Below are 19,569 nucleotides of genomic sequence, written 5' to 3'. Positions count from 1 at the left end.
GGCAAGCGCCCTGGGCATCGCAGCTGTCCGGCTCACGGCCCGCGGTGTGCTGAAGTGGCCGCACCCGGGGCTGTGCCGGGCATCGGGAGGAACCCGGCACCACCCCCAGACTCCCCGGATGCGGCTGACGACACCATGGCGGCAGCCGGCGGCAGCGGACAAGGGGTTTTCGATGGGAGGAAAACCCGCTGCGCACACCCGTCAGCGCGTTCGGAACCAGGACGCCGCGCGGCTGCGGAACTCGTGCGGTCGAAGCGCGCCCGCCCCTTCGGGCAGCGCGGCGAGGACCGGCACGCCGGTGGTGCGGGGGAGCTCGGTGAGGTTGCAGCGCTCGGCCAGGCCAGGTTCTCCCGGCACGGCGCCGAGCACCAGGCCGGCCGGTTCCAGGCCGCGCGAGCGCAGCGCTTCGACGGTGAGCTCGGTGTGGTTGAGCGTGCCCAGGCCGACCCGGGTGACGACGTGGACCTGGACCTCGTGGTCGCGGGCGAGGTCGGCGGCGAGGTCGGGCAGGGTGCCTCCGGTGGTGTCGAGGCGGACCAGCGCACCGCCCGCGCCCTCCACGATCACCGTGCGGTGCGTTCCGGCGAGCTCGCGGAGGCGGGCCGCGTGGTCGCCGATCGTCGGGATGCCGACCTCGCGCAGGCGGGCGGCGGTGTCCGGGGCGAGCGGGTCCGGGAGGTGGGTGAACTGCGCGACCTCGCAGCCCGCCAGGCGGCGGACCACCTCCACGTCGGGCTCGTCGTCGCCGGTCTGCGTCGGCTTGGCCACCACCACCTCAGGTCCGAAGTGGACGGCCAGTGCCGCTGTGGCGACGGTCTTCCCGACCCCGGTGTCGGTTCCGGTGACGAAGACGATCACGGTGCTCCTCCGTGTTGCTCGACGACCCGCGTCAGCGCCTGGACCGCGTGCTCCCAGTCGTCATCGCCGATCCCGGCCTGGGTGGTGATCCGCAGCCTCGACACGCCGTCGGGCACCGACGGCGGCCGGAAGCAGCCGACCCGCACCCCCGCGTCGAGCGCGGCGGCCTGCGCCGCGAGCGCCACCTGCGGAGACGGCATCGGCACCGACAGCACCGCACCCGCCGACCGGCTCACCGCGAGGCGGTCGGCGAGCTCGGAGGCTCGCCGGTGGATGCGCTGGGGGAGTTCGGGCCGCTCGCGCAGCAGGCGCAGCGCGGCCAGCGCCCCCGCCACGGGTGCGGGAGCCAGGGCGGTGTCGAAGATGAACGGCCGCGCGCGGTTGACGAGGTGGTCGATCAACGCCTCCGACCCCAGCACCGCGCCGCCCATCGCGCCGAGGGACTTCGACAACGTCGCCGTCATGACCACCTGCGGTGCCTCGCCCAGTCCGGCCACCAGGCCCCGGCCACCATCGCCCACGACACCCAGCCCGTGGGCCTCGTCGACCAGCAGCAACGCGCCCCGCTCCGCGCAGATCTCGGCCAGTTCGGGCAGCGGTGCCGCATCGCCGAGCACCGAGTAGATCGACTCGGTCAGCACCAGCGCCCGCCGCCCACCGGCCTGGTCCAGCGCCGCCCGCACCGCGTCGACCCCGTTGTGCGGCACCACCTGGATCGTCGCGCGGGACAACCGGGCCGCGTCGATCAGCGACGCGTGCACGTGCGCGTCCGAGACGATGAGCGCGTCGCGGTCGGCCAGCGCGGTCACCGCGGACAGGTTCGCGTGGTAGCCGCTGGACATCACCAGCGCGGACCGCCGGCCCGTGAACCCGGCGAGCTCGGCCTCCAGCTCGCCGTGCGCCGTCGTGGTGCCGGTGACCAACCTGGACGCGCCCGAGCCCGCGCCCCACGCCAGCGCCCCGTCGGCGGTGGCCCGGCGCACCTCGGGATGCGTGCTCAGGCCCAGGTAATCGTTGCTCGCGAGGTCGATGACGTCCTCGTCCACCGAGCGGGCCCGCAGCGCGCGCTGCAGGCCCGCCCGCTCGCGAGACTCCCGCTGCTCGGCCAGCCACCCGTCCCAGCTCATCCGGCCTTCACCGCCGCGGCGATGCCGGCGCACAGCGTCGCCACGTCCTCGTCGGTGCACACGTACGGCGGCATCGTGTAGATCAGATCCCGGAACGGGCGCAGCCACGCGCCTTGGGAGAGCGCGGCCTCGGTCGCCGCGGCCACGTCGACGGGGTGATCGAGCCGCACCACCCCGACGGCGCCGAGCACCCGCACCTCGGCCGCGTCGATGTCGTGCAGCGCCTGCAGACCGCGGTTGATCCGCCGCACGTCGTGCACCCACCGGCCGGTGGCGAGCAGGTCGAGGCTGGCGGAGGCGACCGCGCAGGCCAGGGGATTGCCCATGAACGTCGGACCGTGCATGAGCACGCCCGAATCGCTGCCGGAGATGCCGCGGGCCACCTCGCTGGTGCACAGCGTGGCCGCCAGCGTCAGGTACCCGCCGGTCAGAGCCTTGCCCAGGCACAGCACGTCCGGGCTGACGCCGCCCGCCTCGGACGCGAAAAGCGCTCCGGTGCGCCCGAAACCGGTGGCGATCTCGTCGAAGACCAGCACCAGCCCGTGCTCGTCGGCGACCTCGCGGAACACCCGCAGGCATTCGGCGGGGTAGGGGTGCATCCCGCCCGCGCCCTGCAGCAGGGGTTCCACGATCAGCCCGGCCAGGGTGCCCGCGTGCTCGGCTGCGAGCGCGCGGAAGCCCGACGCCCACTCGGCGACGTCACCGCCGATCCCCGGCGGTCGTTCGCCGAAGACCTGATCCGGCAGCACCGTCGACCACATCGAGTGCATGCCGCCGTCGGGATCGCACACGCTCATGCAGTCGAACGTGTCGCCGTGATATCCGCCGCGCACGGTGAGGAACCGCGTGCGCTCGGGCCGCCCGACGCCGCGCTGGTGCTGCAGCGCCATCTTCATCGCGACCTCGACGCTCACCGATCCGGAGTCGGCGAGGAAGACCCGGTCGAGCCCGTCGGGGGTGAGCTCGACCAGGCGCCTGGCCAGCTCGACGGCCGGCTCGTGGGTGAGGCCGCCGAACATCACGTGCGAGAACCGCTCCGCCTGCTCCCGCAGCGCCTCGTCGAGCACCGGGTGCCGGTAGCCGTGGATCGCCGACCACCACGACGCCATCCCGTCGACCACCTCGCCGACGCCGTCGATGGCGATCCTGCTGCCCGAAGCACCGGTCACCAGCCGCGTCGGCGCGGGGTCGAGCATCGAGGTGTAGGGGTGCCACAGGTGCTCGCGGTCGAAGGCGAGCAGGTCCGCGGCGCCCATCACGCGTTGGGCAGGACGTCGGTGCCCGCGCCCCGGCGGCGGATCGCCGGGTCGACGGGCCGCTGCGCGATCTCCTCGTCGGAGCCCAGCACGATGAAGCCGTTGTCGCGGATCATCGCGATGTCGGCATCGGCCTCCTGACCCTCGGAGGTGAGGTAATCGCCGAGGAAGATCGAGTTGGCGACGTGCAGCGCGAGCGGCTGAAGCGAGCGCAGGTGCATCTCGCGGCCACCGGCGATCCGGACCTCCCGGTCCGGGCAGACGAACCGCGCCATCGCCAGGATCTTCACGCAGCGGGTGGGGGAGAGCTCCCAGGTGTTCTCGAACGGGGTGCCGTCGAAGGGCATCAGGAAGTTCACCGGGATCGAGTCGGATTCGAGCTCCTTGAGCGCGAACAGCGCCTCGACCAGCTGCTCATCGGTTTCGCCCAATCCGGCGATCAGGCCCGAGCACGGCGACAGGCCCGCGGCCTTCGCCTTGCCCACGGTGTCGACGCGGTCGGCGTAGGTGTGGGTCTGGACGATCGTGTCGTGGTGGCTCTCGGCCGTGTTGATGTTGTGGTTGTAGGCGTCCACCCCGGCGTCCTTGAGCCGTTCGGCCTGGCCGTCGGACAGCAGTCCCAGGCAGGCGCACACCTCGACGTCCGGGTGTTCGGACTTGAGCGCACCGACCATCTCGGTGACCTTGTCGATGTCGCGGTTCGACGGGCCGCGACCGGAGGAGACCATGCACACCCGGCTGGCCCCGCCCTGGAGACCGGCTCCCGCCTGCCGCAGCGTTTCGTCCTTGGACAGCCACGAGTACTTCAGGATCGGCGCGTTCGAGCCGAGGGCCTGCGAGCAGTAGTTGCAGTTCTCCGGGCACAGACCGGACTTCAGGTTGACCAGGTAGTTGACCTTCACGGTGTTGCCGAAGTGCGCCCGCCGCAGCCTGCCCGCCGCTGCCACGACGGACATCAGGTCGGCGTCGTCGGTGCGCAGGACGGCGAGCGCGTCGTCGGCGGTGGCCGGGGTTCCGGCCAGGACCGCGTCGGCGAGCTGATCGAAGGTGGTGCCCATGGGGTCCTCTCCCGAAATCGACCTGAACAGTGTTCACCTGAACGGCGTTCAGGCTAGACTGGGGGCACCGACCGGTCAACTGGAGGTTTCGAGTGCGCTACCACCGCAGCGATGTCGTGGCTCGGGCCATCGAGGTCCTCGACGAGTACGGGCTGGAATCGCTCACCATGCGCCGGCTCGCCTCCGAGCTCGGCGTGCAGCCCAGCGCGCTCTACCACCACGTCCCCAACAAGCAGTCGCTGCTGGCGGCCGTCGCCGACGAGATCCTCCAGCGCGGCAGCAGGCCCCGCCGCGCCGAGCGCTGGGACCGGCGGGCGATCGAGATCTGCGCCGAGCTCCGCGACGCGATGCTCGCCTACCGCGATGGCGCCGAGGTCGTCGTCACCGCTCACACCTTCGGGCTCGGCGCCCGCGAGCCCGCGACCGCGCTGCGCTCGGCGCTCGGTGACGGCGGACTGCCCGGCGACCTGGTGGACGTGGGCACCCGCGCGATCCTGCACCTGGTCTTCGGCCACACGGTCGAGGAGCAGACCGCGATGCAGGCGGCCAGCGCCGGAGCCATCGACCGGAACCCCGATGGCGCAGCCGATTTCGAGCAGGGCCTGCAACTGCTGCTCGACGGGCTCCGCGCCCGGGTTTCGGCGGGCTGAGCCGGCTCAGGTCGCTACGGTGGCGGGATGGAGCTGTTCACCGCCTCGTGGGCGTCGTTGCGCTCGGCCGTGGCAGACCTCGCCGACGACGACCTGCTGCAGCCGTCCGGGTGCCGCGGCTGGCTGGTGCGAGACCTGGTGTGCCACCTGATCATCGACGCCCAAGACGTCCTGATCACGCTCGCGACGCCGGCGGAGGCCGAGCCGACACGCGACGCGATCACCTACTGGGACATCGCGAGCGAGCCGCCGACCGGCGAGGATCCGCTGGACGCGCTCACGGTCCGGCTGGCCGCCGCCTACGAGGAGCCGTGGCTGCTGAAGTTCCACCTCGACGACCTCGGCTCGGCGGCGGGACGCGCCGCGCAGCTCGCCGACCCGCTGGCCAGGGTCGGCACGAAGGACCAGGTCCTCACCGTCGCCGACTACCTCGACGCCTACGTCGTGGAGTGGACCCTGCATCACCTGGACCTGGTCGCCCGCCTTCCGCACGTGCCCGGACCGGCGCCGGAATCCGCGGCGGCGTCGAGGGAGGCGCTGGAGCAGATCACCGGAACACCGTTCCCCGACTCGCTCTCCGACGTCGACGCGCTGCTGGTGGGCACCGGCAGGCGCACCCCGACCGCGACCGAGCAGGCCGAGCTCGACCAGCTCGGCCTCTCCGTTCCCTACGTGCTCGGTTAGTCGCCGACCGTCCCGTACTGCGGGCGGCCCGCTGTGCGGTAGGTCTGGATCGCCACGCCGTTCGGCGTGGTGCGGTTCGCGGCGAGTTCGAGCTCGGTGTCGAGGCCCTGCTCGGCGAACAGCCGCATCCCCTGTCCGACGATCACCGGGAAGGTGATCAGGTTGAGCTCGTCGACCAGGTCGTTCGCCAGCAGGAACCGCACCAGGGTGGCGCTGCCGTGGACCTGCAGCTCCTCACCGGGCCGGCCCTTGAGCTCGCGCACCGCCGCCGCGACGTCGCCGCTGAGCACCGTCGTGTTGGCCCAGCTCGGGTCGGTCAGGGTCGTGGAGGCGACGTACTTGGGCAGAGCGTTGAGCGGGGTCGCGATCGGGTCGTCGGGGTCGTCGACCTTCGGCCAGTAGGCCGCGAAGATGTCGTAGGTCCGCCGCCCGAGCAAAAAGGCGTCGACCCGCCCGAACATGGCGTCCATGAACTGCCCGACCTCGTCGTCGAACAGCGGCGCGAGCCAGCCGCCGCGCTCGAACCCGCCGCTGCGGTCCTCGTCCGGGCCGCCGGGGCCCTGCATCACGCCGTCGACCGAGAGGAACGTGCTCACCGTCAGCTTCATCGTCCTGGTCCTTTCCCGTGGTCGTCACCAGGGTGGACCGGTCGCGGACGGGAAACTCATCGGTGTTCAGTCGCGGCGGGGCCTGCGGTGCAGGAGCCTGAACCGCGACCACTCCGTCTCGGCCGCCTCGATGGAGCGCCGGGTGCGCTCCGGATCCACTGTGGAGAGCTGGGCGGCGATCGCCTGCGCGACCGCGAGTCCGGGTGCCAGCGACGGGAAGAAGGCGACGCCCTCGGCGGGGATCAGCACGATCTGCTCGGATGCCGCGGCCAGGGCGGGGCTGGCCGCGTCGGTGAGAGCGAAGACCCGCGCACCTCGGTCGTGTGCCTCCTCGGCCGCGGTCACCGTGCTCTGGTAGAGCCGCCAGAAGCTGATCGCGATGAGCACGTCGCCCGGTTCGATCCGGGAGACCGCGTTGGCCAGCTCGGCGTCGTCGTGCACGACCGTCGCCTCGTAGCCGGCCAGCTGCACGTTGTGGCCGAGCGCGGAACCTACCGAGAAGTAGCTCCCGTTGGCCACGATCACGGTCCGCCGGGACTGCGCGATCCCCTCGGCGATGGTGCGCAGCAGCTGCTCGTCCAGGCGGCGGTTGAGCACCGCCAGCGAGTCGAGGTCGCGGCGCAGCGAGGCCCCGGCGAGCTCGCCCTCGGTCTGCTGCGCGGCGGCCACTTCCGGAGCGCTGAGCGAGGACAGGTAGCGGGCCCGCAGCTCCTGCTGCAGGTCGGACCAGCCGCTGAACCCCAGGGTCTGGGCGGTCCTGCTGACCGTGGCGACGTTGACGCCGGCCAGTTCGGCCGCCTCCGCGGCCGAGCTGTAGGACACCCGCCTGGGCTGCGTGAGCAGCACCTGCAGGACCGAGGCGCCCTTGCTGCGCAAGCCGCGTTCGGGAACGCGCGCGCGCAACCAGCTCTCGAACCCGTCGGGCTCCGCTTCGGTGGTCAATCGGGCTCCCCTCGTCGACGCACAGCTTAACGAGCTCAAAACGCAACAGGTATTGCAGTTTGCAATTACTGCACTATATGTTGCTGGACACTTCGCTCGGTGCTGCGACTCACCTGGACGCACCCCTCACCTGGAGGCAACCGTGTCCCTGCTGGCCAGACTCGACCGGCTCCCGCTGAGCCGGCCGCACTACCTCCTGCTGCTGTTAGGCGGACTCGGCTACACCTTCGACGGCATGGACTCGGCCGTGGTGGCGTTCCTGCTGCCGAGCGTCCAGGACGAGTGGGGGCTGACCAACGCCCAGCTCGGCCTGATCGGTTCGGCCACGCCCTTCGGCTTCCTGTTCGGCGCCACCTGCGCCGGGCTGCTCGGCGACCGCATCGGCCGCCGCAAGGTCATGATGTGGGCGCTGGCCGTCTACGCGCTGTTCTCCGTCATCGGAGCTCTGTCGCCCAACTACGAGATCTTCGTCGGCGCCCGCGTGCTCGCCGGATTCGGAGCCGGGGCCGAGAGCGCGATCATCGCGCCGTTCCTGTCCGAGTTCGTGCCCGCCGCTCGGCGGGGGTGGTTCGTCGGCGCGCTCGCCGGGTTCTTCTCCTTCGGCTTCGTCGCCGCGGCGCTGCTCGGCCGGTTCGTCGTGCAGCCGGTCCCCGAGGGCTGGCGCTGGGCCCAGATCATCACCGCGCTGCCGATCGTGATGCTGCTGTGGTGGCGCCGATCGCTACCGGAATCACCGCGATACCTGCTGGCCAACGGGAGGACGGCCGAGGCCGAGAAGGTCGTGGTCGACCTGGAGGAGAAGGTCCGGGCGGCCACCCGCGCCCCGCTGCCGCCGATCCCCGAAGCCGTGGTCGAGAAGCCGGCAGAGGCGCGCAAGATCGGGCTCGTCTCCGCGCTGAAGTACCTGTGGAGCGGCTCGATGGCCCGGCGCACCGCGATCACCTGGCTGATCTGGTTCGTGATCACCTTCTCCTACTACGGCTTCTTCACCTGGATTCCGACCTTGCTGGTGCAGCAGGGGATCACGGTCACCAAGAGCTTCGAGTTCTCGATCATCATCTACCTCGCGCAGGTGCCCGGGTACTTCTCCGCGGCATGGCTCGGCGAGCACCTGGACCGCAAGAACACCATCGCCCTCTACCTCGCCGGGGCCGCGGCCAGCGCGTTCTGGATGAGCCAGATGACCGACCCGGTGCTGATCACGACCTCGGCGGCGGTGCTGTCGTTCTTCCTCAACGGCACCTACGCGGCGGTCTACTCCTACACGCCGGAGGTCTTCCCGACCTGGATCCGGGCCTCGGGAACCGGTCTGTCCAGCGCGTTCGGCCGCGTCGGCAGCATCATCGCGCCCTCGGTGATCGGCATCTCCGCCGCATCCCTGGGATTCGCCGGAGTCTTCGGCCTCACCACCGCGGTGCTGGCGGTCGGCGTCGTGTGCACCCTGCTGTTCGGGCTGTCCACCGCGGGCCGGTCGCTGGAAGACCTCACCGAAACCGACGCGACGAAGGCGGTATCGCGATGACGCTGTCCGAAGTGGAGGAACGCGTCCGCGAGGACGTCGGGGTCCGGCTGTTCACCGTGCTCGCGTGGCTGCCCGGCCGCCGCGTGCTGCACCGCGCGCACAGCAGCCACCCCGAGCAGTACCCGGTGGGTGGCGAGAAGTCCGTCGAGGTCGCCGCGGGATGGCTGGACCGGTGCATCACCGCGCAGCTGCCCTACTTCGGTCCCGACGAGGCCGCGGTGCGCGAGGTCTTCGCCGACCACCGGCTCATCGCCGAACTCGGCTGCGGATCGGTGATCAACGTCCCGGTCGTGGGCGAGTCCGGCACGTTGGGCGTGCTCAACCTGCTCGACGCCCCCGGCGCCTACGAGCGGTCCCAGGTGGCGCGGGCCGGAGAACTGGCGGTGCTGGCCGCACCCGCGCTGAGCGAGCTCGTGCAGCGCATCGACGAACCCGAGGAGGGACCGACATCGTGACCACCCTGCTGCTGCGCTCCGGCAAGCTGCTCGACGTCGACACCGGCGAGTACGCCGAAGGCGACCTGCTGTGCGCCGACGGCCGCATCGTCGAAACCGGCCGCGGTCTGCGGGCGCCGGACGGGGCCCGGACGGTGGAGCTGGCCGGCGCGACGGTGCTGCCCGGGCTCATCGACGGCCACGTGCACGTCACCGCCGCCACCGCCGACCTCGGCGCGCTGACCACCTGGTCCCCGTCCTACGCCACCGCGCACTCCGCGCGGATCATGGGCGGGATGCTCGACCGCGGCTTCACGACCGTGCGCGACGCCTCCGGTGCGGACTTCGGGCTCGCCGACGCGCAGGCCGAGGGGCTCGTTCGCGGGCCGCGGCTCGCCTTCTGCGGAAAGGCGTTGAGCCAGACCGGAGGTCACGGCGACAGCCGCCCGCGCGGCACCCGCGTGCACGACGGACACCAGTGCTGCGCGGGACTGGGCCGCATCGCCGACGGCGTGGACGCGGTGCGCGCCGCCGCCCGCGACGAACTGCGCAAGGGCGCCCACCACATCAAGGTGATGGCCGGGGGAGGGGTCGCCTCGCCGACCGACCGCATCGACTCCACCCAGTACTCGATGGACGAACTGCACGCGATCGTGCAGGAAGCCGAGGCGGCCAACCGCTACGTCGCCGCCCACGCCTACACGGCGCGCTCGGTGAGCCGTTCGCTGCGCGTCGGCATTCGCTCGATCGAGCACGGCAACCTCATCGACGAGTCCAACGTGGACGAATTCCTCGAGCACGACGCGTTCCTGGTGCCCACGCTGGTCACCTACTGGGCGCTCAAGACCGAGGGCCGGGAGTTCGGCCTGCCCGAGGACAGCTGGCGCAAGGTCGACGAGGTGCTCGGTGCCGGACTGGCCGCGTTGGAGACCGCGCACCGAGGCGGTGTGAAGATCGCCTACGGCACCGACCTGCTCGGTGGCATGCACCGCCACCAGAACGAGGAGTTCCGGATCCGCAGCGAGGTCCAGCCACCGTTGGACGTGATCCGCTCGGCGACCAGCACCGCCGCCGACCTGCTCGGCATGAGCGGCGAGATCGGCACCCTCCGCGAAGGGGCGGTGGCCGACCTGGTCGTCCTCGACGGCGACCCGCTAGAGGACATCGCCGTGCTCGCCGAGCCCAAGCACATCACGCACGTCGTGCAGGGCGGTCAACTCGTCTGAGAGCGGGAAGAATGGTGCTGTGATCGCTTCAGCACCCCGTGAGCCGGTGGAGACGCCACCCGTGGTCCGCGCCATCGCGGGAGGCCGCCCGGTTCGGGCGGTGTGGCGAAACGAGCTGGGAGGACTGACCTTCCGGATCGGATCGGAACCCCGCGCGCAGTTCGTGAAGTGGTCGCCCGACGGCCTGCCGCTGGTTCCCGAGGTGGAGCGGTTGCGCTGGGCCGGCCGCTACGCCGCGGTGCCACGCGTGCTCGACCACGGCTCCGACAGCACCGGGGACTGGATGGTCACCGCGGGGCTGCCCGGTGTCTCAGCCGTCGACGACCGCTGGATCTCCCAGCCCGAGACCGCGGTGCGCGCCCTCGGTTCCGGACTGCGCGCACTGCACGAGGCACTACCGGTCGAGGACTGCCCGTTCGACTGGTCAGCCGAATCGCGGCTGGCCGGCGCTCGGCAACGCGCCACCGCAGGCCTGATCGACCCGGGGGACCGGCCACCCGAGCTCGGCCGCATCGGCGGAATCGACGAGGCGCTGGGCCTCCTCGCCGAACCTCCTCCGGTCGACTGCCTGGTGGTCTGCCACGGAGACGCCTGCGCCCCCAACACCCTCATCGGAGACGATGGTCGGTGCACCGGCCACGTCGACCTCGGCAGCCTCGGTGTGGCCGACCGCTGGGCCGATCTCGCCGTCGCCACGTGGGCCACCCTCTGGAACTACGGCCCGGGTTGGGAGGAGGTGCTCCTGGACGCCTACGGCGTCGCTCCCGACCCGGACCGCACGGCCCACTACCGGCTCCTGTGGTGGTTGGCGGACTGACCTCGCTCAGCCGAAACCCGGCAGGACCAGCAGGATCCAGAGGGCCAGCGGGGTGGCTGCCACGATGACGCCCCCGTAGATGAGGAGCTTCCGGAAGAAGGCGTCCTTGTCCACGTCCTTGGCGTTGGCCAGCACGATCGCGCCGTTGGTGGAGAACGGGCTCACGTCGACGACCGTGGCCGCCACCGCGAAGGCCGTGATCATGCCGATCGGTCCGACGCTGCCGGTTTGCAGGAACGGCACCGCCAGCGGGATGAGGGCGCCCATGATGCCGACCGACGAGGCGAACGCCGACACGAGCGCGCCGATGTAGCACAGCAGGAGCGCCGCGAGCAGCGGAACGCCGATGCCGGCCACCGAGTGACCCACGTAGTCGATCGTGCCCATCTTCTCCAGCACGCCGACGTAGGTGAGGACACCGCAGATCAGCAGCACGGTCGGCCACGCGACCTCGCTCGGCGCGGCCTTGCCCGTCTTCGGCGACAGGACGCTGAGCACCACGGCGATGCTCATCGCCATCAGGCCGACGTCGAGCCCGAAGCCGAGTGTGGTGACCACCAGGACCACCAGGCCGGTCAACGTCAGCACGCGGTCGCGGTTGAGCCGCAGCTCCTCGACCGGCTCGCCGTCGGGGACCTCCGCACCGCCGCCCGAACCCGTCGCGATGAGCCGCCGGGCCTCGGCGCCCCTGCGCAGCCGCAGGCCTCCGAAGACCACGAACACGATCCCGGCGATCACGGCGTTGGCGGCGAAGCTGCCCAGGAACAGCACCAGGGGACTGCCCGGCAAGCCGCTGTTGGCCACGACCTCGTTGACGATGCTGCCGTAGATGCTGATCGGGGAGAAGCCGCCCGCCTGCGTGCCGTGCACGACCATCGCGCCCATCAGCAGCGGGTTGATCCGGTACTGCGCGGCCAGGTTCAGCGCGATCGGAGCCACGATGGCCACCGCGGCGGGGCTGACCGCACCGATCGCGGTGAGCAGCGCGCCGATCCCGAACATCACCCACGGGATCAGCGCGATCCGGCCACCCACCAACCGAACGGCGCGTTGCACCACCCAGTCGGTCGTGCCGTTCGCCCGGGCTATCGCGAACAGGAACGTCACGCCCACCAGGACCACGAACAGGTCCCCGGGGAAGCCGTCGAAGATGTCGTCCTCGGACAGCCCGCCGAACACCGTGGCGACCAGGAAAGCCGCTGCGAAGCACAGGACTCCCATGTTCACCGATAGCGTCGTGGCGATGACGAACGCGGCGACCAGCACCAGGATGGATATGACTTCGGGCGGCACCTTTGCCTCCTTGCCTGCGCGGCCCGCGCACCACGAAGGGGGTGTGGTGCGCGGCACAGTGGCTCACTGGCTCAGCCACTTTCCGTGAAACGCAGCCCGAAGTCAATACCGAACTGGCCAACTGGCTCATCCAGTTTCGGGACGCCGCCGGCCGCCCGGCCGCCTTGCGGTGCGATCAGCGCCAGCCGAGCTCCGGGGCCACGTGGCGGAGGATGCTGTCGATGACGTGGGCGTTGTAGTCCACGCCCAGCTGGTTGGGCACCGTGAGCAGCAGGGTGTCCGCTGCGGCGATCGCCTCGTCCTCGGCCAGCTGCTTCACCAGCACGTCCGGCGCCGCCGCGTAGGAACGACCGAAGATCGCGCGGGTGTTGGCGTCGATGTTGCCGATCTTGTCCTCGGTGTTGTCGTCGCCGCCGAAGTACATGTCGTCGAGGTCGTTGACGATGGCGAAGATGCTGCGGCTGACCGACACCCGCGGCTCGCGCTCGTGCCCCTCGGCGCGCCAGGCCTCGCGGAACGCCTCGATCTGCTTGCGCTGCTGGACGTGCAGCGGCTCGCCGCTCTCGTCGTCCTTGAGCGTGGAGCTCTGCAGGTTCATCCCCAGCTTCGCCGCCCACCGCGCCGTGGCGTTGGAGCTCGACCCCCACCAGATGCGGTCCCGCAGGCCGGGGGAGTGCGGCTCGACGCGCAGCAGCCCCGGCGGGTTGGGGAACATCGGCCGCGGATTGGGCTGCGCGAACCCCTCGCCCTTGAGGACCTCCATCAGCACCTCGGTGTGGGTGCGCGCCATGTCCGCGTCGGTCTGGCCCTCCGGCGGCTGGTAGCCGAAGTAGCGCCAGCCCTCGATCACCTGCTCCGGAGAACCCCGGCTGATGCCGAGCTGCAGCCTGCCGTCGGAGAGGAGGTCGGCCGAACCCGCGTCCTCGGCCATGTAGAGCGGGTTCTCGTAGCGCATGTCGATCACGCCGGTGCCGATCTCGATGCGGCTGGTCCGGGCGCCGATCGCCGCCAGCAGCGGGAACGGCGAGCCGTACTGCCGCGCGAAGTGGTGCACGCGGAAGTAGGCGCCGTCGGCGCCGAGCTCTTCCGCTGCGACGGAGAGGTCGACGGCCTGGTGCAGCGCGTCCGACGCGGTGCGCGTCTGCGAGTGCGGCGAGGCCGACCAGTGCCCGAAGGACAGGAACCCGATCTTTTTCACACCGGGTTCAACGCGGGCCGACCGTTTTTGTTTCCCGGGTGCGAGGCGCGCCACCACCCTGCTTGAAGGGCTTCATGAGCAGCTTGTGGGCCGGCTGCTCCACCACGCGGGTCAGCATCCACCCGAGGAGCGTGCCCGTCACGAGCATCGCCAGGGTCTGCGTGATGGTGTCGACCCCCACGTCCTGCAGCTTGCGCAGCACGATGTAGCCGATGGCCTGGTGCATCAGGAAGGTGCCGTAGGAGATGCCGGCGAACCAGCTGATCGCGCGTCGAGCGGGCTGCGGCATCGCCATGTCGGGGGAGCGCGCGACCAGCGCGATCAGGCACATGCCGATGGCCACGGCCACCGACGAGCCGGTGTCGGCCAGCAGACCTTCGGGCGTGCGCGTGTAGTTGTGCACCTCCTGCGCGGCCATGCAGAGCGCCAGCAAAGCCGCGAAGTGCGGGGTGGTCAGGCGCTTGACCGACCACATCCAGATCGCAACTCCCGCGACGAACAGGTGCCAGCGGTGCATGCCGACCCCGTCGACCACGGTCCGGTAGGTCTCGTCGATCGGCTCGGCGATCCGGATCGGCCACTGCGCCAGCGGCACCAGCACCGCCACCCACAGCACGATCACGATCCTGCGGCCGTGGCCCCACCAGCCCCGGTAGAGCAGGGCGGCGACGGTGAAGCCCATCAGCTGCAGCGGCACCGTCCAGTGCGAGCCGTCGATGAACGGGTAGAACTGCGGCTTCCAGTGCCACAGCATCAGCAGGTTGGCCCGCAGGTCCTCGGGCAGCGGGAAGAACCAGCCCTCGATCGGGAACGCCCGCAGCACGTAGTAGCTGATCACCACGGCAGCCAGGAACGACGGCAGCAGTCGGGCCACGCGGCCCCACCAGTAGCGGAGCAGGGAGCCGCGGCGGATCGTCACGCACGCGAAGTACGCGGAGACGACCAGCAGCAGGCTGGCCCCGACCTGATACGGGAACTCGAAGGTCCTCGGCTCCAGCTCGGGGTGGAGGAAGACGCTCAGGCTCGTGGAGTGATAGAGCATCACCAGCACCACGCAACCGGCCCGAACAAGATCCCAGCTGATCTTCCGGCGGCTCTGTCCACCGCCGGATCCGGCTGTCGTCACGCTTGTCGCTCTTCCTCTGCGCTAGTCCTCCAGCCAGCTTCACCCAGGAGAGCGACCGTTGGCCATCGGGGCTGACACCCATTTTTGGTGCGCACGACCCGTATGGGTGTTCGAAGGGCGACCGGTGGTCGAATGGGCGTTCAGGAGGTGCGGGACGTGTCCTTGTTCTGGCGGGTGTTCCTGCTCAACGCCGCCGTGCTCACCGGAGCGACGGTGCTGCTGGTGCTCAGCCCGGCCACGGTGTCCACGCCGGTGCTGCCCGCCGAAGGTCTGATCCTGGTCGCCGGGCTGGTCGCGATGCTGGTGGCCAACGCGGTGCTGCTGCGCATCGGGTTCCTGCCGCTGCGGCGGCTGACCCGCGCGATGACCACCATCGACCTGCTGCGGCCGGGATCGCGGCCGCCGGTGTCCGGGCACGGGGGCATCGCCGACCTGATCATGGCGTTCAACGCGATGCTGGACCGGCTGGAGTTCGAGCGCGCCACCAGCAACGCCCGGGCGCTGTCCGCGCAGGAGGCCGAGCGCCGCCGCATCGCCCGCGAGCTCCACGACGAGATCGGGCAGAGCCTGACCGCGGTGCTGCTGGAGCTCAGGCGGGTCGCGGACGAGGCGCCCGAGGCGGTGTCCGACGCGCTGCACCAGGTGCAGGAGACGACCCGCGACAGCCTGGACGAGATCCGCCGCATCGCCCGGCGGCTGCGTCCCGGGGTGCTGGAGGAGCTCGGCCTGGCCAGCGCGCTGAAGTCGCTCACCGGCGAGGTCCACGGCGTCGCCGCCCGGTGCCGGATCGAGGGCGAGCTGCCGGAGCTGGGAGAAGAGGTCGAGCTGGTCATCTACCGAGTGGCGCAGGAGAGCATCACCAACGCGGTCCGGCACTCCGGTGCGACCCGCATCCACCTGCTGGTGCAGGTGGAGCCTTCGGAGGTCCGTCTGCGGGTGCGGGACAACGGCGCGGGAATCGGGGACTCCCCGGAAGGCGCCGGCATCCGGGGGATGCGGGAGCGCGCGCTGCTGGCCGGGGCGACGCTGGCCGTCGAACCGGTCGCCGAGGGCGGCACGGAAGTCCGGCTCGACGTGCCGATCAACACCGGGGGCGGGCGATGACCGACACGACCCGCATCCTGCTGGCCGATGATCACGTGCTGGTCCGTCGCGGAGTTCGGCTGATCCTCGACAACGAACCCGACCTCGCCGTCGTGGCCGAGGCCGGCGACGGGGCCGAGGCCGTCGAGCTCGCGCAGGCGGAGGAGTTGGACCTGGCGATCCTGGACATCGCCATGCCCAGGCTGACCGGGTTGCAGGCCGCCCGGCAGCTCACCCGGCTGCAGCCGGACCTGCGCATCCTGATCCTGACGATGTACGACAACGAGCAGTACCTGTTCGAGGCGCTCAAGTCCGGTGCGTCCGGCTACGTGCTCAAGTCCGTCGCCGACCGCGACCTGGTGGAGGCGTGCCGCGCGGCCATGCGCGGCGAACCGTTCCTGTACCCGGGGGCGGTGACCTCGCTGATCCGCAGCTACCTCGACCGCGCGGGCCAGGGGGAGGCCGTTCCCGAGCGGGCCATCACCGACCGGGAGGAGGAGATCCTCAAGCTCGTCGCCGAGGGGCACTCCTCGAAGGAGATCGCCGACCTGCTCGTCATCAGCATCAAGACGGTCGAGCGCCACCGCTCCAACCTCATGGCGAAGCTGGGCATGAAGGACCGGCTGGAACTCACCCGCTACGCGATCCGTGCGGGGCTCATCGAACCGTGATCCATCACGGCATGTACGAGAATGTTCTTCACGAAACGACTTTCGCGCACGACCGGGTGGTGCGCCCGCGCTCCGGGAGGTCGAATCCGATCGTTCGTGCGGGTTAAAAAGCGACGAAACGCTTTGCGCTCGTCCGCAGTTTAGTGATCATGCGGTACCACTGAAGTGCGAAACATCGCATCAGAGAAGGAGTTCGGAAATCGTGACCGCTCGACCGAAAATCCTGACCGTCTACCTCCTGCTGGCCTGCCGCTACGGGGCAGCCGCCGGCCGGGCCGCCGTTCACCCCTACATCGGTAGCAGGGGGAACCAACGAGGAGCCTGAAACGGCAACCCGGCCTAGGGATTCGGTGCGCCCGCCGCTGCCCGGGTGTAGCGGTCGGCGAGTTGGGAGAAGGCGGTTCTGAGCTCCGGTGGTCCGATGACCTCCACGTCCGCGTCGTACTTCCCGAGCTCTGCGGCCAGTGCCTTCCACGACCACGAACCCAGCGTGAGCTTGCAGCGGTCGTCGGTCAGCTCCTCGACCACGCCGTCGTAGGTGTAGCGGGAGACCGTCCCCGCGGGCAGGTCGAGGACGACCTCTCCTTGGCACGGCCATGTTTCAGCCCCCTGGAACCTGGCCCTGACGAAGGCGGCCACGTCGCCGCCGGGGAGTTCGCGCCGGGTGAAGCGCGGACCCGTCGGGACGCGCGGGGTGATCCGATCGGCGCGGAAGGTGCGCCAGTCATCGCGGTCCAGGTCCCAGGCGACGAGGTACCAGCGACCGCCCCAGGTGATCAGGTGGTGCGGCTGCGTCCGGCGAGGCGCGGACGAGCCGGTGTAGTCGAACCGGAGCTCCTCCCGAGCGTGCACCGCGATGCTCAGGGCCATCAGGACATCGCTGTTGACGCGCTGGGCGGTGCTGCGCTCGACCGCGGTGATCTGCAACGAATCGATCCGGTGGCGGAGCCGCGAGGGCATCACCTGGCGGAGGGTGATCAGCGCGCGGGCGGCGGCCTCCTCGATGCCCGCTCCCGCCGTGGTCGCGATGCGCAACGCGATCGCGAGCGCGACCGCCTGGTCGTCGTCGAACAGCAGCGGCGGCAGGTTGCTGCCCGCTTCCAGCCGATAGCCGCCGTCAGGTCCTTTGATCGCCGCGATCGGGTAGCCCAGCTCCCGCAGCCGGTCGACATCGCGCCTAACCGTGCGGTCGCTGACCTCCAGGCGCTCGGCGAGCACCGAACCGGGCCAGTCCCGGCGCGCCTGGAGCAGCGACAGCAACGACAGCAACCGCGTCGAAGTTTTCCGCATGTACCCCATCGTGCCCGCAGTAGCGGACAGAACCTGACCGCTACCGGTGTCAAGCTGCTCTCATGACTGCTTCCAACACCGCACTCGACGTTGAAAAGGCTGACCTGCTCGCTGAGCTCGCCACCGTGCGCGGCCAGTTGCTCAACACCGTCCGGGGACTGACCGACGAACAGCTGGGCGAACGCCCGACCAAGAGCGAGCTGTGCCTCGGCGGGATCGTCAAGCACGTCGCGAGCACCGAGGAGTCGTGGCTGCGGTTCATCACCGACGGGTCGTCGGCGATGTCCTTCGCGCTGCCCGACGGAGTGACCTGGGGCGACATCGAGGCCGGCACCGCGCGCGAGTACCCGCAGTGGATGACCGACCGGATCAACGATTTCCAGATGCTGCCGGGTGACAGCCTCGAAGGAATCGTGCAGCGCTGCGAGGACGTCGCCGCCCGCACCGAGGAGATCGTGACCGCGCTGCCCGACCTGCTGATCACGCACCCGGTGCCCGACGCGCCCTGGAACGAACCCGGTACCGAGCTCAGCGCCCGCCGCGTGCTGCTGCACGTGATCTCCGAGATCGCGCAGCACGCCGGACACGCGGACATCATCCGCGAGACCATCGACGGCCAGACGACCACCTGAGCGCATGACCGTTCTCGACACCCGCGCGCTCAACCGCGCGACGCTGGCCCGGCAGCTCCTGCTCCAACCCGCGGACCTTGCACCGCGCGATGCCGTGGCGCACCTGTGCGGCGTGCAGGCACAGGACCCGCAGGAGCCTTTCGTCGGCCTCTGGTCCCGGCTGCGCGTCTTCGATCCGGCGGAGCTCTCGGAGCTGCTGACCCGCCGGCGAGTGGTGCGGACGCACCTGATGCGCCGCACCATGCACCTGCTGGCCGCCGAGGACGTCCTGTCCTGGCGGTCCCGGCACGACGCGATGCTGTTGCAGCGGGTCCTGGGCGTCTACCGGCGCGAGCTCGCGGAGGTCGACCTCGGCGAGCTCGCGGCCGCGGGCCGGGAGGTGCTGGCGGAGGGCGAACCGCATTCGCAGTCCGAGCTCGCGAAAGCGATCGCCCACCGCTGGCCCGAGCAGAGCCTCCGCGCTCTGGGCGAAGCCGTGGTCGGAGCCCTGGTTCCCGTGGTGCAGCTGCCGCCGCGAGGTCTGTGGCGGACCAGCGGGGCGGCCCGCTACCTGCCGGTTTCCGCTTGGTTGGGCCGGGACGTCGACCAGGAGTCACCCGACGACCAGGTCGGCAGGGACCTGGTGCGCCGTTACCTCGCCGCGTTCGGCCCGGCCGCCACCGCCGACATCCGCGCCTGGTCGGGGTTGGCCGGCCTGCCGGGCGCGGTGAAGGCGGTGCGTGACGAGCTCGTGTCCTTCCGGGACGAACGCGGGCGTGAGCTGCTGGATCTGCCCGACGCGCCGCGCCCGGACCCGGACGTGCCCGCGCCCGTGCGGTTCCTGCCCGCGTTCGACAACGCCATCCTCGGTTACGACGACCGCAGTCGGATCATCGACGACGAGCACCGAGGTCTGTCGGTGGCCGGCGAACGCGTCGTGCTGGTGGACGGCCGCGTCGCCGGCACCTGGAAGGTCGCCGACGAGACCGTGAACATCGCTGCGCTGCACACCTTCTCGCGCGGCCAACGTGCGGAGCTGGTCGAGCAGGGGAGCGCGCTGGCGTTGTTCCTCTCCGACGGCGAGACCGACCGCGCCCGCCTGACCTAGCCGGTCC

At 70.7% G+C, this 19,569-nt stretch carries 21 protein-coding genes; 11 read left to right on the top strand and 10 right to left on the bottom strand.

Annotated features, from left to right (window positions below; all coding sequences use genetic code 11):
* Positions 1 to 201 precede the first annotated feature (201 nt).
* From bioD to bioB, 4 genes are read right to left on the bottom strand one after another with little or no spacing between them, the layout of a single operon-like run.
* Positions 202 to 858, bottom strand: a complete 657-nt coding sequence (bioD, locus tag E1181_RS05585) for a dethiobiotin synthase (protein ID WP_132672813.1) — start codon at positions 856 to 858, stop codon at positions 202 to 204.
* Entirely contained in the window at positions 855 to 1,985 is a 1,131-nt protein-coding gene (locus E1181_RS05580; protein ID WP_132672812.1) for an 8-amino-7-oxononanoate synthase, read from the bottom strand. The genes bioD and E1181_RS05580 overlap by 4 nt, the downstream gene beginning before the upstream one ends.
* Positions 1,982 to 3,241: an adenosylmethionine--8-amino-7-oxononanoate transaminase gene (locus E1181_RS05575; RefSeq protein ID WP_132672811.1), complete on the bottom strand. Its 1,260-nt coding sequence runs from the start codon at positions 3,239 to 3,241 to the stop codon at positions 1,982 to 1,984. Before E1181_RS05575 ends, E1181_RS05580 begins: the two co-directional genes overlap by 4 nt.
* Positions 3,241 to 4,299: a biotin synthase BioB gene (bioB, locus tag E1181_RS05570; RefSeq protein ID WP_132672810.1), complete on the bottom strand. Its 1,059-nt coding sequence runs from the start codon at positions 4,297 to 4,299 to the stop codon at positions 3,241 to 3,243. The genes E1181_RS05575 and bioB overlap by 1 nt, the downstream gene beginning before the upstream one ends.
* A gap of 92 nt (positions 4,300 to 4,391) precedes the next feature.
* On the opposite strand from bioB, the gene E1181_RS05565 reads away from it, so the two are divergent.
* Positions 4,392 to 4,949 (top strand): TetR family transcriptional regulator, encoded by a 558-nt coding sequence (locus tag E1181_RS05565; protein WP_132672809.1) that lies wholly within the window; start codon positions 4,392 to 4,394, stop codon positions 4,947 to 4,949.
* A gap of 27 nt (positions 4,950 to 4,976) precedes the next feature.
* On the top strand, positions 4,977 to 5,633 hold the full coding sequence (locus E1181_RS05560) for a maleylpyruvate isomerase N-terminal domain-containing protein (RefSeq protein ID WP_132672808.1): 657 nt from the start codon (positions 4,977 to 4,979) through the stop codon (positions 5,631 to 5,633).
* Here the strand turns inward: E1181_RS05560 and E1181_RS05555 are convergent.
* Together E1181_RS05555 and E1181_RS05550 are read right to left on the bottom strand one after the other, a co-directional pair.
* Positions 5,630 to 6,241 (bottom strand): dihydrofolate reductase family protein, encoded by a 612-nt coding sequence (locus E1181_RS05555; RefSeq protein ID WP_132672807.1) that lies wholly within the window; start codon positions 6,239 to 6,241, stop codon positions 5,630 to 5,632. The genes E1181_RS05560 and E1181_RS05555 overlap by 4 nt on opposite strands.
* A gap of 66 nt (positions 6,242 to 6,307) precedes the next feature.
* A complete protein-coding gene (locus E1181_RS05550) occupies positions 6,308 to 7,183 on the bottom strand; it encodes a MurR/RpiR family transcriptional regulator (protein WP_132672806.1) in 876 nt (291 codons plus the stop codon).
* A 142-nt stretch (positions 7,184 to 7,325) separates the two neighbouring features.
* On the opposite strand from E1181_RS05550, the gene E1181_RS05545 reads away from it, so the two are divergent.
* Genes E1181_RS05545 through E1181_RS05530 form a run of 4 tightly spaced genes read left to right on the top strand, consistent with a single transcriptional unit; the run spans position 7,326 to position 11,182 of the window.
* A complete protein-coding gene (locus E1181_RS05545; protein ID WP_132672805.1) occupies positions 7,326 to 8,705 on the top strand; it encodes an MFS transporter in 1,380 nt (459 codons plus the stop codon).
* Positions 8,702 to 9,160, top strand: coding sequence for a GAF domain-containing protein (locus tag E1181_RS05540; RefSeq protein WP_235876422.1), 459 nt, complete (start codon positions 8,702 to 8,704; stop codon positions 9,158 to 9,160). The genes E1181_RS05545 and E1181_RS05540 overlap by 4 nt, the downstream gene beginning before the upstream one ends.
* Positions 9,154 to 10,365: a metal-dependent hydrolase family protein gene (locus E1181_RS05535; protein ID WP_132672892.1), complete on the top strand. Its 1,212-nt coding sequence runs from the start codon at positions 9,154 to 9,156 to the stop codon at positions 10,363 to 10,365. Before E1181_RS05540 ends, E1181_RS05535 begins: the two co-directional genes overlap by 7 nt.
* 46 nt (positions 10,366 to 10,411) lie before the next feature.
* Entirely contained in the window at positions 10,412 to 11,182 is a 771-nt protein-coding gene (locus tag E1181_RS05530) for an aminoglycoside 3'-phosphotransferase (RefSeq protein ID WP_235876421.1), read from the top strand.
* Between the two features lie 6 nt (positions 11,183 to 11,188).
* On the opposite strand, the gene E1181_RS05525 is transcribed toward E1181_RS05530, so the two are convergent.
* The 3 genes from E1181_RS05525 to E1181_RS05515 all read right to left on the bottom strand — a co-directional run bounded on the left by E1181_RS05525 (position 11,189) and on the right by E1181_RS05515 (position 14,799).
* Positions 11,189 to 12,475, bottom strand: a complete 1,287-nt coding sequence (locus tag E1181_RS05525) for an SLC13 family permease (protein WP_132672803.1) — start codon at positions 12,473 to 12,475, stop codon at positions 11,189 to 11,191.
* A gap of 175 nt (positions 12,476 to 12,650) precedes the next feature.
* Positions 12,651 to 13,673, bottom strand: coding sequence for an LLM class flavin-dependent oxidoreductase (locus E1181_RS05520; protein WP_132672802.1), 1,023 nt, complete (start codon positions 13,671 to 13,673; stop codon positions 12,651 to 12,653).
* Positions 13,674 to 13,680: 7 nt separating this feature from the next.
* Complete coding sequence (locus tag E1181_RS05515) at positions 13,681 to 14,799, bottom strand: acyltransferase family protein (protein ID WP_268952432.1); 1,119 nt, start codon at positions 14,797 to 14,799, stop codon at positions 13,681 to 13,683.
* A 132-nt stretch (positions 14,800 to 14,931) separates the two neighbouring features.
* Here E1181_RS05515 and E1181_RS05510 point away from each other — a divergent pair, with 132 nt between their 5' ends.
* The 3 genes from E1181_RS05510 (at position 14,932) to E1181_RS32515 (ending at position 16,878) form a co-directional block, all read left to right on the top strand.
* Positions 14,932 to 15,903, top strand: coding sequence for a HAMP domain-containing sensor histidine kinase (locus tag E1181_RS05510; protein ID WP_235876420.1), 972 nt, complete (start codon positions 14,932 to 14,934; stop codon positions 15,901 to 15,903).
* The gene (locus tag E1181_RS05505; protein WP_132672800.1) at positions 15,900 to 16,553 is read left to right on the top strand and encodes a response regulator; all 654 of its coding nucleotides are present in this window, start codon (positions 15,900 to 15,902) and stop codon (positions 16,551 to 16,553) included. Before E1181_RS05510 ends, E1181_RS05505 begins: the two co-directional genes overlap by 4 nt.
* A gap of 202 nt (positions 16,554 to 16,755) precedes the next feature.
* A complete protein-coding gene (locus E1181_RS32515; protein WP_268952431.1) occupies positions 16,756 to 16,878 on the top strand; it encodes a hypothetical protein in 123 nt (40 codons plus the stop codon).
* A gap of 14 nt (positions 16,879 to 16,892) precedes the next feature.
* On the opposite strand, the gene E1181_RS05500 is transcribed toward E1181_RS32515, so the two are convergent.
* Entirely contained in the window at positions 16,893 to 17,843 is a 951-nt protein-coding gene (locus E1181_RS05500; RefSeq protein WP_132672799.1) for a helix-turn-helix transcriptional regulator, read from the bottom strand.
* A 62-nt stretch (positions 17,844 to 17,905) separates the two neighbouring features.
* On the opposite strand from E1181_RS05500, the gene E1181_RS05495 reads away from it, so the two are divergent.
* A complete protein-coding gene (locus E1181_RS05495; protein ID WP_132672798.1) occupies positions 17,906 to 18,475 on the top strand; it encodes a DinB family protein in 570 nt (189 codons plus the stop codon).
* Between the two features lie 4 nt (positions 18,476 to 18,479).
* Positions 18,480 to 19,562 carry a winged helix DNA-binding domain-containing protein gene (locus E1181_RS05490; RefSeq protein ID WP_132672797.1) on the top strand — a complete coding sequence of 361 codons (1,083 nt, stop codon included), beginning with the start codon at positions 18,480 to 18,482 and terminating at the stop codon, positions 19,560 to 19,562.
* The last annotated feature ends 7 nt before the right edge of the window (positions 19,563 to 19,569 follow it).

The organism is Saccharopolyspora terrae, from assembly GCF_004348435.1.
Classification (GTDB): domain Bacteria; phylum Actinomycetota; class Actinomycetes; order Mycobacteriales; family Pseudonocardiaceae; genus Saccharopolyspora; species Saccharopolyspora endophytica.
Note: the sequence above shows the minus strand (reverse complement) of the source record. Positions and strands in the feature narration are given on the sequence as shown.

Coding starts and splice junctions, on each gene's coding strand:
- E1181_RS05490 (WP_132672797.1), top strand. CDS start 18,480: ATGACCGTTCTCGACACCCGCGCGCTCAACCGCGCGACGCTGGCCCGG.
- E1181_RS05540 (WP_235876422.1), top strand. CDS start 8,702: ATGACGCTGTCCGAAGTGGAGGAACGCGTCCGCGAGGACGTCGGGGTC.
- E1181_RS05505 (WP_132672800.1), top strand. CDS start 15,900: ATGACCGACACGACCCGCATCCTGCTGGCCGATGATCACGTGCTGGTC.
- E1181_RS05500 (WP_132672799.1), bottom strand. CDS start 17,843: ATGCGGAAAACTTCGACGCGGTTGCTGTCGTTGCTGTCGCTGCTCCAG.
- bioB (WP_132672810.1), bottom strand. CDS start 4,299: ATGGGCACCACCTTCGATCAGCTCGCCGACGCGGTCCTGGCCGGAACC.
- E1181_RS05575 (WP_132672811.1), bottom strand. CDS start 3,241: ATGGGCGCCGCGGACCTGCTCGCCTTCGACCGCGAGCACCTGTGGCAC.
- E1181_RS05560 (WP_132672808.1), top strand. CDS start 4,977: ATGGAGCTGTTCACCGCCTCGTGGGCGTCGTTGCGCTCGGCCGTGGCA.
- E1181_RS05555 (WP_132672807.1), bottom strand. CDS start 6,241: ATGAAGCTGACGGTGAGCACGTTCCTCTCGGTCGACGGCGTGATGCAG.
- E1181_RS05580 (WP_132672812.1), bottom strand. CDS start 1,985: ATGAGCTGGGACGGGTGGCTGGCCGAGCAGCGGGAGTCTCGCGAGCGG.
- E1181_RS05495 (WP_132672798.1), top strand. CDS start 17,906: ATGACTGCTTCCAACACCGCACTCGACGTTGAAAAGGCTGACCTGCTC.
- E1181_RS05510 (WP_235876420.1), top strand. CDS start 14,932: ATGGGCGTTCAGGAGGTGCGGGACGTGTCCTTGTTCTGGCGGGTGTTC.